A 15,918-nucleotide genomic window follows, 5' to 3' on the forward strand; every position below is an offset into this window, starting at 1 on the left:
CGCCCGGTTTACATTCCGAACCCGGAAGCTAAGCCTTTCAGCGCCGATGGTACTGCAGGGGGGACCCTGTGGGAGAGTAGGACGCCGCCGAACAACCCGCCCTTTTAGCTCAGTCGGTAGAGCGTCTCCATGGTAAGGAGAAGGTCAACGGTTCGATTCCGTTAAAGGGCTCAGGTAAGACAAAAAAGGCTCCCGCCTCAGGCGGGGGCCTTTTTTGCGTTCCAGCGGCTTTTGAGGTCGAGGGTCCTGCCGATGCCCTGCTCGGAGCGGCCGCAACCAGCAAATTCCGAGCAGGGCATCAAGGGTGGCGGAGTCAGGCACCTTCGCGCTGGTGGGGGACGCGGAAGGCGAGGATGGCCATGTCGTCCGAGGCGGGCTCCGCCGCGAAACGTTCCACCGCGCGCAGGACGCGGGAGGCGACCGCGCCCGCGGTGAGGCCGGTACAGGTGGTCAGGACCTCGGCGAGGCCGTCGTCGCCCAGCATGCGGGTGCCCTCGCGGCGTTCCGTCACACCGTCCGTGACGCAGAGGAGGACGTCGCCCGGCTCCAGGGTGAGCGTCTGCTCGTACAGGTCCAGGTCGTCGATGACGCCCAGCAGGGGCTGCGGTTCCGCGGCCGGGGTGACCTCGCCGTCCGGGCGCAGGCGCAGCGGGAGCGGGTGGCCGGCGCAGACGACCTTCATCAGGGCGCTGCCGTCCGGCTGGGGGTGGAGCTCGCCGTACAGGAGGGTGAGGAACCGGCTGCGGGCGCCCTCGTCGAGGATGGCGGCGTTGAGGCGCTCCAGGACCGCCGGGCCGCCGAGGCCCTCGCGGGCCAGCAGCCGCAGGGCGTGCCGGGCCAGGCCGGTGACGGCCGCCGCTTCCGGGCCCGTACCGCAGACGTCGCCGATGGCGAAGCCGTACACGCCGTCGCGGATCGGGAAGACGTCGTAGAAGTCGCCGCCCACCTCGTTGCCCTCGCCCGCGGCGCGGTAGATGACCTCCACCTCCATCCCCGGGATGGCCGGGGAGCCGGGCGGCAGGAGGCTGCGTTGGAGGGAGCGGCTGATGGCGGTGCGCTCGGAGTACAGCCGTGCGTTGTCGAGGGCCAGGGCCGCTCGGCGGGAGAGGTCGTCGGCCAGTTCGAGGATCTCCTGGCGGAAGTGCTCCTCGCGGGGCTTGCCCAGGGTGAGCATGCCGATGACGCGGTTGCGCGCCAACAGGGGCAGCACGACGGAGTCACCTCCGACCGCGGTGGCCGCCGCCGCCCACGGGCGGGCGCCGGCCTCGCGGACCGGTTCGGGCGGGCTGACCCGGGACAGCAGGGCCTTCAGCCCGTCGATGTTGTCCTCGTCCTCGTGGAGGACGTAGGCGAGGTACGGGTCCGATGCCTGGTCGGCGATCGTGTAGACGGCGCACCAGGTGGCGAGGGTCGGAACGGTCATCTGGGCCATGAGGGCGAGCGTCTGGTCCCGGTCGAGGGTGCCGGCCAACAGGTCGGAGGCTTCGACGAGGAAGGACAGGGAGCCGCGGCGCAGCCGTTCCAGCTCGCCGAGGCGGGCGGACTCGACGGCCAGGGCGATGCGGTCGGCGGCGAACTGGAGGCGCAGGGCCTCCTCGTTGGTGTAGCGGCCGGGGCCCTCGGCGGCGATGCCGAGGGAGCCGGTGAGGCGGCCCTCGACCTTGAGGGGGACCGTGACGGCCGAGCGCATGCCCGTCGACTCCAGGAGCGGTACGGCTCCGGGGACGGCCGCGAGGTCGTCGTGGACGGCGGGCATGCGGGCCGAGCCGTACCGGTTGGTGCCCGCCTCGACGGGAACCCGGGCGAAGCGCTGGCGGGTCGAGGGCAGGCCGGTGGTCGCGCGGACCTCCAGCTCCGTCTCGTCGTCCGTGGCCAGCAGTAGGAAGGCGGCGTCGGCGTCGAGCATGTCGCGGGCGCGCTCCACGGTGCGCTGGAGCAGGCTCTCCAGGTCGTCCGGGGCGGGGGAGCCGATGAACACCTCGAACGGGTCGACCGGGCGGCTCTCGCCCGGGTGGCCCCCGTCGGCGGGGATGCGCACGGGGGTCTGGAGCAGGGCGCGCTCGTCGTCGTGGACGAGAAGGCAAACGATGGAGGGCTCACCGTGGGCGTCGCGGACCCGCAGGTGGGAGGCGTACACGGGGATGACCCGGCCGTCGGCGCCGCGGATGCCGTAGCTGCCCTCCCAGCGGGACAGGCGCAGGGCCTCGGCGATGCCGGTGCCGGTGCCCGGCGTCTGCGGCCAGGCGGCGAGTTCCGCGAGCGGGCGGCCCACGACCTTCTCGGCGGGGTGCCCGAAGATCTGCTCGGCGTCCTCGTTCCAGGCGGCGACGGAGTCCGAGGCGTCGACCTGGATCACGGCGACGCGGACCCGGCTCTCGGCGAGCGGCAGGAACTGGTCCGGTACGACGGGGCCCGCGGAGCGGGTACCGACCGGACGGTCCGGGGGGTCCAGGCGGAACCAGACGTGCTTGTGGGTGGCCGTGTACTCGACGCCCCAGCGGGTGGCGAGGGCGGCGCACAGCATCAGGCCGCGGCCGCTCTCGCGGTCGGGGTCGGCGTAGGGGCGCTCACCGGGGTGGGCGAGCGGGAGCTCGCGCTCCGGGTACCGGTCGGCGACCTCGACGCGTACGCCGTCCTCGGCGCGCAGGCACAGGACCTCGGCCCGGGTCCCCGCGTGCACGACGGCGTTCGTGACGAGCTCGCTCGTGAGGACCACGGCGTCGTCGACGATGTCCGCGAAACCCCAGCCCTGCAGGGTGTCGCGGACGAACGCGCGGGCAGCGGCGACCGAGCGCCCTTGGGGGTCGAAACTGGCAGCCGCCCGTGCCGTGATCACAAGTCTCCTTCGACGCGGTGGGACATCGGATGCCAGGTTACTTACCTTCGCGGTGGCAAGGAGGCCGTCGTGGGGGATTCCACCCGCAGGGTACGGCCGGTGTGCGATGGTGCCGGAGTGTTATGGCCGGGTTCGGCCGGGGTGAAACACTGGGCAGGCTTGGAGAGCCGGATTTTGGATAGTCGGATGTCCGGTGGAACAGTGGTCGACCCTTTCGGGAGGGACACGGTGGAGTCTGGAGCAGCGGTGCGGCGTGCGGGAACGCGCCCCAAGGGGGGCCGGTCCCGGCGCGGAGGTACGACGGAGGTCGATACCGCCGCTCTGAACCGGCTGCTCACGGCCCTGGTGTCGATGCGGGACGGGAACTTCCGCAAGCGGCTGACGGTTTCCGGCGACGGTGTGATGGCGGAGGTCGCCGCCGTCTACAACGAGGTTGCCGACCGCAACCTCCACCTGACCGGTGAACTGTCCCGGGTCCGGCGGATGGTGGGCCGTGAGGGCAAGCTGAGCGAACGGCTGGAAACGGGTGCCTGCGAGGGTTCCTGGGCGGCCGCGATCGACGCCTCGAACCAGTTGGTGGACGATCTCGCCCGGCCGGTGTCCGAAGTCGGTCGGGTGCTGTCGGCGGTGGCCGAGGGTGATCTGGACCAGCGGATGGACTTGCGCACGCAGGCCTCGGATGGGGCCGGGCACCCGCTGCGCGGGGAGTTCCTCAAGGTCGGTCGTACGGTCAACAACCTGGTCGACCAGCTGTCCGCGTTCACCGACGAGGTGACGCGGGTGGCGCTGGAGGTCGGGACCGAGGGCAAGCTCGGCGGGCAGGCGCAGGTGCGCGGAATGTCCGGTTCTTGGAAGGACCTGACCGACTCCGTCAACACGATGGCGTACCGGCTCACCGCTCAGGTGCGTGACATTGCTCTCGTGACGACGGCGGTGGCCAAGGGCGATCTGTCGCGCAAGGTCACGGTGCACGTGGCCGGCGAGATGCTCCAGCTGAAGAACACCGTGAACACGATGGTGGACCAGCTGTCGTCGTTCTCGTCCGAGGTGACCCGGGTGGCCCGCGAGGTGGGTACCGAGGGCGAACTCGGCGGTCAGGCGAAGGTGCCCGGCGTCGCGGGTGTGTGGAAGGACCTGACCGACTCGGTCAACACCATGGCCGGCAACCTGACGGCCCAGGTGCGCGGGATCGCGCAGGTCACGACGGCCGTCGCGAACGGTGACCTGTCGCAGAAGGTGCGGGTCAGCGCGCGCGGCGAGGTGGCGCAACTGGCCGAAACGATCAACCAGATGACCGAGACGCTGCGTACGTTCGCGGACGAGGTCACGCGGGTGGCGAGCGAGGTCGGCGCCAAGGGGTTGCTCGGTGGTCAGGCGCAGGTGCCGGGTGCGGCGGGGACGTGGAAGGACCTCACCGACTCGGTGAACACGGTCTTCCGCAACCTGACCACGCAGGTGCGTGACATCGCCCAGGTGACGACCGCGGTGGCGAACGGCGATCTGTCGCAGAAGGTCACGGTCAACGTGGCCGGCGAGATGCTGGAGCTGAAGAACACCGTCAACACGATGGTCGACCAGCTCCAGTCCTTCGGTGCCGAAGTGACGCGGGTGGCCCGTGAGGTCGGCGTCGAGGGCGAGCTGGGTGGTCAGGCGCAGGTGCCGGGTGCGGCGGGGACGTGGAAGGACCTCACCGACTCGGTGAACACCGCCTTCCGGAACCTGACCGGGCAGGTCCGCAACATCGCGCAGGTGACGACGGCGGTGGCGAACGGCGATCTGTCGCAGAAGGTCACCGTGGACGTCTCGGGCGAGATGCTCCAGCTGAAGAACACCGTGAACACGATGGTCGACCAGCTGTCGTCGTTCGCCGACCAGGTGACGCGGATGGCGCGGGACGTGGGTACGGAGGGTCGGCTCGGCGGTCAGGCGCGGGTCGAGGGGGTTTCCGGAACCTGGAAGGAACTCACCGACTCGGTCAACTTCATGGCCGGGAACCTGACCTCGCAGGTCCGCCAGATCGCGCAGGTGACGACGGCGGTGGCGCGGGGCGACCTGTCGCAGAAGATCGACGTGGACGCCCGGGGCGAGATCCTGGAGCTGAAGAACACCATCAACACGATGGTCGACCAGCTCTCGGCGTTCGCCGAGCAGGTGACGCGGGTGGCCCGTGAGGTGGGTACGGACGGCCGGCTCGGCGGTCAGGCGCAGGTGCCCGGGGTGGCCGGGGTCTGGCGGGACCTGACCGATTCGGTGAACGGCATGGCCGGGAACCTGACCTCGCAGGTGCGCAACATCGCCCAGGTCGCGACGGCGGTGGCCCGTGGTGACCTGTCGCAGAAGATCGACGTGGACGCCCGGGGCGAGATCCTGGAGCTGAAGAACACCCTCAACACGATGGTCGACCAGCTCTCGAACTTCGCCGAGCAGGTGACCCGCGTCGCCCGTGAGGTGGGCACCGAGGGCATCCTCGGCGGCCAGGCCGAGGTCAAGGGGGTCTCCGGGACCTGGAAGGACCTCACGCAGTCCGTCAACTTCATGGCCAACAACCTGACGTCGCAGGTGCGCAACATCGCCGAGGTGACCACGGCGGTGGCCATGGGCGACCTCTCGAAGAAGATCACGGTCGACGCCAAGGGCGAGATCCTCGAACTCGTCACGACCGTGAACACGATGGTGGACCAGTTGTCCTCCTTCGCGGAGCAGGTGACCCGGGTGGCCCGTGAGGTGGGTACCGAGGGCATCCTGGGCGGCCAGGCCCGGGTCCGCGGGGTGACCGGCATCTGGAAGGACCTCAGCGACAACGTCAACACCATGGCCGGGAACCTGACGGCGCAGGTGCGCGGGATCGCCCAGGTCTCGGCGGCGGTCGCCAACGGAGATCTGACGAAGAAGGTCACCGTCGAGGCGCGCGGCGAGGTCGCGCAGCTCGCCGACACCGTGAACACGATGGTGAACACCCTGTCCTCGTTCGCGGACGAGGTCACGCGGGTGGCCCGCGAGGTGGGTACGGAGGGCCGGCTCGGCGGGCAGGCGCACGTGCCCGGTGTCTCGGGGACGTGGAAGGACCTCACCGACTCGGTGAACTTCATGGCCTCCAACCTCACCGGGCAGGTGCGGCAGATCGCCATGGTCACGACCGCCATCGCCAAGGGCGACATGACCAAGAAGATCGACATCGACGCGCGCGGCGAGATCCTGGAGCTCAAGACCACCATCAACACGATGGTCGACCAACTGTCCTCCTTCGCCGATCAGGTGACCCGGGTGGCCCGCGAGGTGGGCACCGAGGGCATCCTGGGCGGCCAGGCCCGGGTGCGGGACGTGGACGGCACCTGGCGCGACCTGACCGAGTCGGTGAACGAGATGGCCGGGAACCTGACCCGGCAGGTGCGCGCCATCGCGGCCGTCGCCACCGCGGTGACCCGAGGCGATCTGAGCCTGAAGGTCGACGTGGACGCGGCGGGAGAGATCCAGGTCCTCCAGGACAACATCAACACGATGATCGTGAATCTCCGCGACACCACCTTGGCCAATAAGGAACAGGACTGGCTCAAGGGCAATCTGGCCAGGATTTCGGCCCTTATGCAGGGTCGCCGGGAACTCGACGACGTCGCCTCGCTGATCATGAGCGAGCTGACCCCGGTGGTGTCCGCGCAGCACGGGGCCTTCTTCCTGGCGCTGCCGACCGGCGGCACCACCGAGATCGGGACGGACGGCGGCGCGGAGGGCTCGTACGAGCTGCGGATGCGCGGGAGTTACGCCTACGCGGGCGGTCAGATGCCCATTTCCTTCCGGCCGGGGGAGGGGCTGATCGGGGCGGTCGCCGAGGAGAAGCGGACGATCCTCGTCGAGAACACTCCGCCCGGCTACCTCAAGATCTCCTCGGGGCTCGGCGAGGCGCCGCCGGCGCACGTGATCGTGCTGCCGGTGCTCTTCGAGGGGAAGGTGCTCGGCGTCATCGAGTTGGCGGCCTTCCAGCCGTTCACGCAGATCCAGAAGGACTTCCTCAGCCAGATCGCTGAGATGATCGGTACGAGCGTCAACACCATCTCCGTCAACTCCAAGACGGAGGTGCTGCTCAAGCAGTCGCAGGAGATGACCGAGCAACTGCGCGAGCGCTCCGACGAGCTGGAGAACCGGCAGAAGGCCCTTCAGGCCGCCAACGCGGAACTGGAGGAGAAGGCCGAGCTGTTGGCGCAGCAGAACCGGGACATCGAGGTGAAGAACACCGAGATCGAGGAGGCCCGGCAGGTCCTGGAGGAGCGCGCCGAGCAGCTCGCGGTCTCGATGCGGTACAAGAGCGAGTTCCTGGCGAACATGTCCCACGAGCTGCGGACCCCGCTCAACTCGCTGCTGATCCTGGCCAAGCTGCTCGCCGACAACGCGGACGAGAACCTCTCGCCGAAGCAGGTGGAGTTCGCGGAGACCATCCACGGGGCGGGTTCGGACCTGCTCCAGCTGATCAACGACATCCTCGACCTGTCGAAGGTCGAGGCGGGCAAGATGGACGTCTCGCCGACGCGGATCGCGCTGGTCCAGCTCGTGGACTACGTGGAGGCCACCTTCCGGCCGCTGACCGCGGAGAAGGGCCTGGACTTCTCGGTGCGGGTGTCCCCGGAGCTGCCGGCGACGCTGCACACCGACGAGCAGAGGCTCCTTCAGGTGCTGCGCAACCTGCTGTCGAACGCGGTGAAGTTCACCGACACCGGGGCGGTGGAGCTGGTCATCCGACCCGCCGGCGGGGACGTGCCGACCGCGATCCGCGAACAGTTGCTGGAAGCCGGATCGCTGCGCGAGGCGGACGCCGACCTCATCGCGTTCTCGGTGACCGACACCGGCATCGGGATCGCGGCGAGCAAGATGCTGGTGATCTTCGAGGCGTTCAAGCAGGCGGACGGGACGACGAGCCGCAAGTACGGGGGCACGGGCCTCGGGCTGTCCATCAGCCGGGAGATCGCCCGACTGTTGGGCGGGGAGATCCACGCGGCCAGCGAGCCCGGCCGGGGATCGACCTTCACCCTGTACCTGCCGCTCCACCCGAGCGAGCTGCCCCCGCAGGGGTACGCCCCGCCCACGCCGGGCGGCGCCCGCGGGGAGTACCGCAGGGCGGCCGAGGAGGCGCGGCCCGAGCCGGTGCCGTACGCGCCGGCCCCGCTGTCCGCCGCTCCGGTACGGGCCGCGCTGCCCGCGGCGGAGCCGACCGGTCAGGGGTCGTCGGCGCTGTTCCGGCGGCGCCGCAAGGCGCAACCGGAGGCGCCGGCGCGCGGTGAGGTCCCCGGGCAGGCGGACGGGGGCGAGTGGGACGTGCAGGAGCCGCTGCCGACGCCGCCGCGGACGTACGACTTCCACGGCGAGCGGGTGCTCATCGTCGATGACGACGTGCGCAACGTCTTCGCGCTGACCAGCGTGCTGGAGCAGCACGGGCTGGCGGTGCTCTACGCCGAGAACGGGCGGGAGGGGATCGAGGTCCTGGAACAGCACGACGACGTGGCGCTCGTACTGATGGACATCATGATGCCGGAGATGGACGGGTACGCGACGACCTCGGCGATCCGCAGGATGCCGCAGTTCGCCGGGCTGCCGATCATCGCGTTGACGGCGAAGGCGATGAAGGGCGACCGGGAGAAGGCCATCGACTCCGGGGCGTCCGACTACGTCACCAAGCCGGTCGAGCCCGACTACCTGTTGTCGGTGATGGAGCAGCACATGCGCGACGAGTGAGCACCGACCTTCGGGCGGGCACGTGATGGGCGGGGCGAAGGGGAACCTTCTCCCCTCCGTTCACGTTTCCGCTTCGTGCACAGTGACATCTTGGTGACAGGGTGTGGCGATCTCGGGACTGGGGCTACGATGACCGGCACAAGGACGGACGGCTCAGGGTTGCCGTTCTCTGGGGCGGGGCCCGGCACACAGGCCGGCGCCCGGAGCCGGGGAGGCCCCGTGCCGGGGCGAGGAGGACAGGGCATGGTGCAGAAGGCCAAGATCCTCCTGGTCGACGACCGGCCGGAGAATCTGCTGGCGCTGGAGGCCATCCTCTCCGCGCTCGATCAGACACTGGTCCGGGCGTCGTCGGGGGAGGAAGCGCTCAAGGCGCTGCTGACGGACGATTTCGCGGTCATCCTGTTGGATGTCCAGATGCCGGGCATGGACGGATTCGAAACCGCCGCGCACATCAAGCGGCGGGAGCGGACCCGGGACATCCCGATCATCTTCCTGACCGCGATCAACCACGGTCCCCACCACACGTTCCGCGGTTACGCGGCGGGTGCGGTCGACTACATCTCCAAGCCGTTCGACCCGTGGGTGCTGCGCGCCAAGGTCTCGGTGTTCGTGGAGCTGTACACGAAGAACTGCAAGCTGCGGGAGCAGGCGGCGCTGTTGCGGCTCCAACTGGAGGGCGGCGGCTCCAACGGCGTGGACGGCAGCAAGGAGACGGCCGGCCTGCTGGCCGAACTCTCCGCGCGGCTCGCGGCGGTCGAGGAGCAGGCGGAGGCGCTGACCAAGCAGCTCGGCGAGGATTCGGCGGACGGCGCGGTCGTGGCGACCGCCGCCCATCTGGAACGCAAGCTGACCGGACTGCGGCGCGCGCTCGACGCGCTGGAGCCGGGCACCGACGGCCCGACCGCGGTCCTCCCGGCCCAGGGCTGAGCGGGCGGAGCCGCCCCGGCGCGGGGCGGCCGTCCGCGGGCTGCGGCCCGAGCGGGAGCGGTCGCGCGGAACGACGGCCCGCGGAACCCGCGCTGGGCGGGCGTCAGGTCTGTCGGGGCGTCAAAGTGCGTACCGACCCGGCGACACGAACGGGTGAAGGGGTGGGCACGCGTGTCCACCGGCGCGCGCACCGGTAACCTCGGCGCATGGCCTCAAGTACGTCCGGCAAGGGTTCCCCGAGCAGTGCGGGCACCGCGAAGGGCCGCACCGGCCGTACGACGGCGCCGGCGAAGAAGTCCGCGCCCGCGCGCAAGCCCCCCGCGAAGAAGGCCGCTGCGGCCCGGCGCGGCCCGGTGAAGAAGGTCGCCGCGAAGCCGGCGCCGTCCCCGACCGGGGGCGTGCTGCGGCTGGTGCGCGCCTGCTGGCTCGGTCTCGCGCACGCGGTCGGCGCGGTCTTCCGCGGGATGGGTCGCGGCGCCAAGAACCTCGACCCGGCCCACCGCAAGGACGGACTCGCGCTGCTGCTGCTGGGCCTGGCGCTGATCGTGGCCGCGGGGACCTGGTCGAACCTGCGCGGACCCGTCGGGGACCTGGTCACCATGCTGGTCACCGGGGCCTTCGGACGTCTGGACCTGCTCGTGCCGATCCTGCTCGGCGTCATGGCGGTACGTTTCATCCGCCATCCGGAACAGACCGATGCCAACGGGCGCATCGGCGTCGGCCTGTCGGCGCTCGTCGTCGGCGTGCTGGGGCTGGTGCACATCGCCTGCGGGGCGCCCGGCCGCGACGAGGGCACGACCGCGATGCAGAACGCGGGCGGGCTCGTCGGCTGGGCCGCGTCCAAGCCGCTCATCTTCACCATGGGCGCGCCGCTGGCCGTCCCCATGCTGGTGCTGCTCACCATCTTCGGCCTGCTGGTGGTCACCGCGACCCCGGTCAACGCGATCCCGCAGCGGCTGCGCCGGCTCGGCATCCGGCTCGGCATCATCGCGCCGAACGAGTACGACGAGGGGTACGGGGACGTGGAGGGCGCGGTCCCGCGCGGCGGCCGCGACCGGCACGACGCCGAGCAGTGGCGGGCCCGCGCCGGGGACCCCGCGGGGCACGGCGACCCGGCGGACGCCGCCGAGGAGGCCGCGCTCGCCCGCCGGCGCCGGCCGCGACGCAGCGCCGGCCGGCCGGGCGAGCGGGGGATGGACGCCGTCGACGTGGCCGCGGCGGCCGCCGCCGCCCTGGACGGGGTCGTCTACGGGGGGCTGCCCCCGTCCCCGCTGGTCGCCGACCTCACCCACGGCATCTCCACCGGGCCGGAGGGCGCCGAGATCACCGCCCCGGTCCCGCCCGCCCGCGACGAGCGGACCGTCGTCGCACCGCCGGTGCCCCCCGAGGCGCCCGCCCCGGTCGCACCGACGGCGCCGACCGCGCCGGTGCCGCCGGGGGGGCCCGTCGCCGCCGATCCGCCGAGCGAGCGCACCGCCGCCGCTTCCGGGACGCTGTCCGTGCCGGACCTGACGAAGTCCGCGCCCGAGGCGCAGCCGCTGCCGTCGCGCGCCGAGCAGCTCCAGCTGCGCGGGGACATCACGTACGCGCTGCCCTCGCTGGACCTGCTGGAACGTGGCGGGCCGGGCAAGACGCGCAGCGCCGCGAACGACGCGGTCGTGGCCTCGCTGTCCAACGTGTTCACCGAGTTCAAGGTCGACGCGAAGGTCACCGGCTTCACCCGGGGCCCGACGGTCACCCGCTACGAGGTCACCCTCGGCGCCGCGGTGAAGGTGGAGCGGATCACTGCCCTGGCGAAGAACATCGCCTACGCCGTGGCCTCGCCGGACGTACGGATCATCAGCCCGATCCCCGGCAAGTCGGCGGTCGGCATCGAGATCCCGAACACCGACCGCGAGATGGTGAACCTGGGGGACGTGCTGCGCCTCGCGGACGCCGCCGAGGACGACCACCCGATGTTGGTCGCGCTCGGCAAGGACGTCGAGGGCGGTTACGTCATGGCCAACCTCGCGAAGATGCCGCACGTGCTGGTCGCCGGCGCCACGGGTTCCGGCAAGTCCTCCTGCATCAACTGCCTGATCACCTCGGTGATGGTGCGGGCCACCCCGGAGGACGTCCGGATGGTGCTCGTCGACCCCAAGCGCGTCGAGCTGACCGCGTACGAGGGCATCCCGCACCTGATCACGCCGATCATCACCAACCCGAAGCGGGCCGCCGAGGCCCTGCAGTGGGTGGTGCGCGAGATGGACCTGCGCTACGACGACCTCGCGGCCTTCGGCTACCGACACATCGACGACTTCAACCAGGCGATCCGCGACGGCAAGATCAAACTGCCGCCGGGCAGCGAGCGCGAGCTCAGCCCGTACCCGTACCTGCTGGTGATCGTCGACGAGCTCGCCGACCTGATGATGGTCGCCCCGCGCGACGTGGAGGACTCGATCGTCCGCATCACCCAGCTGGCCCGCGCGGCGGGCATCCACCTGGTGCTCGCCACGCAGCGGCCCTCCGTGGACGTGGTGACGGGTCTGATCAAGGCCAACGTGCCCTCCCGGCTCGCCTTCGCCACCTCCTCGCTCGCCGACAGCCGCGTCATCCTGGACCAGCCGGGCGCCGAGAAGCTGATCGGCAAGGGTGACGGGCTGTTCCTGCCGATGGGCGCGAACAAGCCGGTCCGCCTCCAGGGCGCGTTCGTCACCGAGGACGAGATCGCCGGGATCGTCCAGCACTGCAAGGACCAGATGGCGCCCGTCTTCCGGGACGACGTGACCGTCGGGCAGAAGCAGAAGAAGGAGATCGACGAGGAGATCGGCGACGACCTCGACCTGCTGTGCCAGGCCGCGGAACTCGTCGTCTCCACCCAGTTCGGCTCCACCTCGATGCTCCAGCGCAAGCTGCGCGTCGGCTTCGCCAAGGCGGGGCGGCTCATGGACCTGATGGAGTCGCGGGGGATCGTCGGCCCGAGTGAGGGGTCCAAGGCGCGCGACGTCCTGCTCAAACCGGACGAGCTGGACGGCGTGCTCGCCGTGATCCGGGGGCAGGACACGCCGTAGCACGGGGGTCCGTCCGGCTCACTCGACCGCATGGGATCGGCGGGCAACCGTTTCCCTTGGGCGTGCGTCAAGTTGAGGAGACGACGGGGGTCCTCCCGAAGCCATTCGGATGGCGTAGGAAGAGGACCCTCCGGTTGCCCCACCCTTTCGTCACCCCCCTAGACTGGTAAGCCAGCAGGTGGCTACACGCTCGAAAGGCGCCCTCGTGTCCATCGGCAACTCCAACTCCCCCGAAGAAGAGCGTCCTTCGACCGACGACCGGTCCGAGGACCGCATCGTCGAACGTTCCGTCGAGGAGCCGTCGATCGGGACGGCCCTCAAGAAGGCCCGGATCGCCGCCGGGCTCACCGTCGACGAGGTCAGTTCCACCACCCGCGTGCGCATCCCGATCGTGCACGCGATCGAGGAGGACGACTTCACGCGCTGCGGCGGCGACGTCTACGCCCGCGGCCACATCCGTACGCTCGCCCGCGCCGTCCACCTCGATCCGGCACCCCTGATCGACAGCTACGACGCGGCCCACGGCGGCCGGCCGGCACCCACCCCGGCCGCGCCCATGTTCGAGGCCGAGCGGATCCGTCCCGAACGGCAGCGGCCCAATTGGACCGCCGCCATGGTCGCCGCCATCGTCGCCGTGATCGGCTTCGTAGGCTTCACCGCCTTCAGCGGTGGCGACGCCCAGAGCAAGCGGCCGCAGGCGGACGGTTCCGCCTCCCCGCAGCCCGCACCCAAGCAGACGGCGGGCAAGCCCGCCGCCCAGACCCCGCCGGCGCCCAAGCCGTCGCCGTCGGACAGTGCGATCGCCGCCGCCCCCAAGGACCTCGTCACCGTGGTCCTGACGGCCAGCGAGGGCGAGAGCTGGATCTCCGCAAAGGACCACAGCGGGCGACTGCTGTTCGACGGAACCCTCGCGCAGGGCGAGTCGAAGACCTTCACGGACAAGGAGTCGATCGACCTCGTCCTCGGTGACGCCGGGGCCGTGAACCTGTTCGTGAACGGCAAGGAGATCAAGGACAGCTTCCAGCCCGGTCAGGTGGAACGTCTCACCTACACCAAGGAAGATCCGCGTCAGGGCCAGGCCCAGGCGGGCTGACCAGCACGGAACAAGAAATTCCGGATCCCCGGGACGTCGCGCGGCAGCCGCCGCCGGCCCCGGGGATCTCGTCGTGGCGGGACGTGGGGCGGGGGCCGGGGTCGGGACGAAGTAGTCTTGAGTCCATGCCCGAACGCCGTACCGTCGCCCTTGTCACTCTTGGCTGCGCCCGTAACGAGGTGGACTCGGAGGAGCTCGCAGGCCGCTTGGCGGCGGATGGCTGGGAGCTCGTCCAGGACGCCGCCGACGCGGACGTAGCCGTCGTCAACACCTGCGGCTTCGTCGAAGCCGCCAAGAAGGACTCCGTAGACGCCCTGCTCGAAGCGAACGATCTGAAGGACCACGGCAGGACCCAGGCCGTGGTCGCCGTCGGCTGTATGGCCGAGCGCTACGGCAAGGAACTCGCCGAAGCGCTCCCCGAGGCCGACGGAGTCCTCGGCTTCGACGACTACGCCGACATCTCCGACCGCCTCCAGACCATCCTCAACGGCGGCGTCCACGCCTCCCACACCCCGCGCGACCGGCGCAAGCTGCTGCCGATCAGCCCGGCGGAGCGCCAGGACGCCGCAGTGGCCCTGCCCGGACACGCGCAGGAGCCCGAGGCCGCCCCGGCCGACCTGCCCGACGGCCTCGCCCCCGCCTCCGGCCCGCGCGCGCCGCTGCGCCGCCGGCTCGACAAGAGCCCCGTGGCCTCGGTGAAGCTGGCCTCCGGCTGCGACCGCCGCTGCTCCTTCTGCGCCATCCCGTCCTTCCGCGGGTCCTTCATCTCCCGCCGCCCCAGCGACGTGCTGGGCGAGACGCGCTGGCTGGCCGAGCAGGGCGTCAAGGAGGTCATGCTGGTCTCCGAGAACAACACCTCGTACGGCAAGGACCTCGGCGACATCCGGCTGCTGGAGACCCTGCTGCCGGAGCTCGCCGCCGTCGACGGCATCGAGCGCGTCCGCGTCAGCTACCTCCAGCCCGCCGAGATGCGGCCCGGCCTGATCGACGTACTCACCTCGACCCCCAAGGTCGTCCCGTACTTCGACCTGTCCTTCCAGCACTCGGCCCCCGACGTGCTGCGCGCCATGCGCCGCTTCGGAGACACCGACCGCTTCCTGGAGCTGCTGGACACCATCCGCTCCAAGGCCCCGCAGGCCGGTGTGCGGTCCAACTTCATCGTCGGCTTCCCCGGCGAGAAGGAGTCGGACTTCGCCGAGCTGGAGCGTTTCCTCACCCACGCCCGCCTCGACGCCATCGGCGTCTTCGGCTACTCGGACGAGGACGGCACCGAGGCCGTCACCTACGACGGCAAGCTGGACGCGGAGACCATCGCCGAGCGCCTCGCCCACATGCAGCGCCTCGCCGAGGAGCTCACCTCGCAGCGCGCGGAGGAGCGGATCGGGGAGACCCTGGAGGTGCTCGTCGAGACGGTCGTGCCGCTCGACGAGGCCGAGGAGGGCGAGGGCGCCTACGGGCGCGCCGCCCACCAGGCACCCGAGACCGACGGCCAGGTCGTCTTCACCGACGGCACCGGACTGGTTCCCGGGCGTATCGTCACGGCAAAGGTGGTCGGCAGCCTCGGCGTCGACCTGGTGGCCGAGCCCCTGGGCATGGAATTTGAGGAGGCGGCCGGATGACCGGAGTCCCGGCATCGGCGGCGGGCGGGACCGGCCGCCGGCCCGCGCCCGGCACCAAGCTCGGGACTGCGGCCGTCAACCAGGCCAGCCTGTGGAACATCGCCAACATCCTGACGATGATCCGGCTCGTCCTCGTGCCGGGATTCGTCATGCTGCTGCTCGCCGACGGGGGCTACGACCCCGTCTGGCGGGCGTGGGCGTGGGCGGCCTTCGCCGTCGCCATGATCACGGACATCTTCGACGGGCACCTCGCGCGGACCTACAACCTGGTCACCGACTTCGGGAAGATCGCCGACCCCATCGCCGACAAGGCGATCATGGGTTCGGCGCTCATCTGTCTCTCCTGGCTGGGTGACCTGCCCTGGTGGGTGACCGGAGTGATCCTCGGGCGGGAGCTCGGGATCACGCTGATGCGCTTCTGGGTCATCCGCTACGGAGTGATCCCGGCCAGCCGGGGCGGCAAGCTGAAGACCCTCGCCCAGGGCACGGCCGTGGGGATGTACGTCCTCGCGCTCACCGGACCGCTCGCGACCCTGCGGTTCTGGATGATGGCGGTCGCCGTCGTGCTGACCGTCGTCACCGGTTTGGATTACATCCGACAGGCCGTGGTCATGCGTCGGGTCGGACTGGCCGCGGAGCGGGCCTCGAAGTGACGTACGGATCGGGGGACGC

The 15,918-nt window shown here is 70.7% G+C and carries 7 protein-coding genes, 1 tRNA gene and 1 rRNA gene; 8 read left to right on the plus strand and 1 reads right to left on the minus strand.

Annotation, left to right across the window (positions count from 1 at the left end):
* Together rrf and ACZ4XJ_RS22770 are read left to right on the plus strand one after the other, a co-directional pair.
* A 5S ribosomal RNA gene (gene rrf, locus ACZ4XJ_RS22765) occupies positions 1-93 on the plus strand; the annotation flags it as partial.
* A gap of 5 nt (positions 94-98) precedes the next feature.
* A tRNA-Thr gene (locus ACZ4XJ_RS22770) sits at positions 99-171 on the plus strand.
* A 142-nt stretch (positions 172-313) separates the two neighbouring features.
* Here ACZ4XJ_RS22770 and ACZ4XJ_RS22775 read toward each other — a convergent pair.
* Positions 314-2,836 carry a SpoIIE family protein phosphatase gene (locus ACZ4XJ_RS22775; protein ID WP_468497158.1) on the minus strand — a complete coding sequence of 841 codons (2,523 nt, stop codon included), beginning with the start codon at positions 2,834-2,836 and terminating at the stop codon, positions 314-316.
* 228 nt (positions 2,837-3,064) lie between these two features.
* On the opposite strand from ACZ4XJ_RS22775, the gene ACZ4XJ_RS22780 reads away from it, so the two are divergent.
* From ACZ4XJ_RS22780 to pgsA, 6 genes are all read left to right on the plus strand, one after another.
* On the plus strand, positions 3,065-8,557 hold the full coding sequence (locus ACZ4XJ_RS22780) for a HAMP domain-containing protein (protein ID WP_468497159.1): 5,493 nt from the start codon (positions 3,065-3,067) through the stop codon (positions 8,555-8,557).
* A 243-nt stretch (positions 8,558-8,800) separates the two neighbouring features.
* Positions 8,801-9,484 (plus strand): response regulator, encoded by a 684-nt coding sequence (locus ACZ4XJ_RS22785; RefSeq protein WP_362879353.1) that lies wholly within the window; start codon positions 8,801-8,803, stop codon positions 9,482-9,484.
* A 206-nt stretch (positions 9,485-9,690) separates the two neighbouring features.
* A complete protein-coding gene (locus tag ACZ4XJ_RS22790; protein WP_468497160.1) occupies positions 9,691-12,534 on the plus strand; it encodes a DNA translocase FtsK in 2,844 nt (947 codons plus the stop codon).
* Between the two features lie 205 nt (positions 12,535-12,739).
* Complete coding sequence (locus tag ACZ4XJ_RS22795; protein ID WP_468497317.1) at positions 12,740-13,627, plus strand: helix-turn-helix domain-containing protein; 888 nt, start codon at positions 12,740-12,742, stop codon at positions 13,625-13,627.
* A gap of 125 nt (positions 13,628-13,752) precedes the next feature.
* Entirely contained in the window at positions 13,753-15,246 is a 1,494-nt protein-coding gene (gene rimO, locus ACZ4XJ_RS22800) for a 30S ribosomal protein S12 methylthiotransferase RimO (protein ID WP_384000590.1), read from the plus strand.
* Positions 15,243-15,899, plus strand: coding sequence for a CDP-diacylglycerol--glycerol-3-phosphate 3-phosphatidyltransferase (gene pgsA / locus ACZ4XJ_RS22805; RefSeq protein WP_362879349.1), 657 nt, complete (start codon positions 15,243-15,245; stop codon positions 15,897-15,899). The genes rimO and pgsA overlap by 4 nt, the downstream gene beginning before the upstream one ends.
* Positions 15,900-15,918: the final 19 nt, after the last annotated feature.

It is taken from the genome of Streptomyces sp. NPDC029836, assembly GCF_055574495.1.

Bases quoted from the DNA above. Each gene is read 5' to 3' on its own strand.
- rimO (WP_384000590.1), top strand. From the start codon at position 13,753: ATGCCCGAACGCCGTACCGTCGCCCTTGTCACTCTTGGCTGCGCCCGT.
- ACZ4XJ_RS22790 (WP_468497160.1), top strand. From the start codon at position 9,691: ATGGCCTCAAGTACGTCCGGCAAGGGTTCCCCGAGCAGTGCGGGCACC.
- pgsA (WP_362879349.1), top strand. From the start codon at position 15,243: ATGACCGGAGTCCCGGCATCGGCGGCGGGCGGGACCGGCCGCCGGCCC.
- ACZ4XJ_RS22785 (WP_362879353.1), top strand. From the start codon at position 8,801: ATGGTGCAGAAGGCCAAGATCCTCCTGGTCGACGACCGGCCGGAGAAT.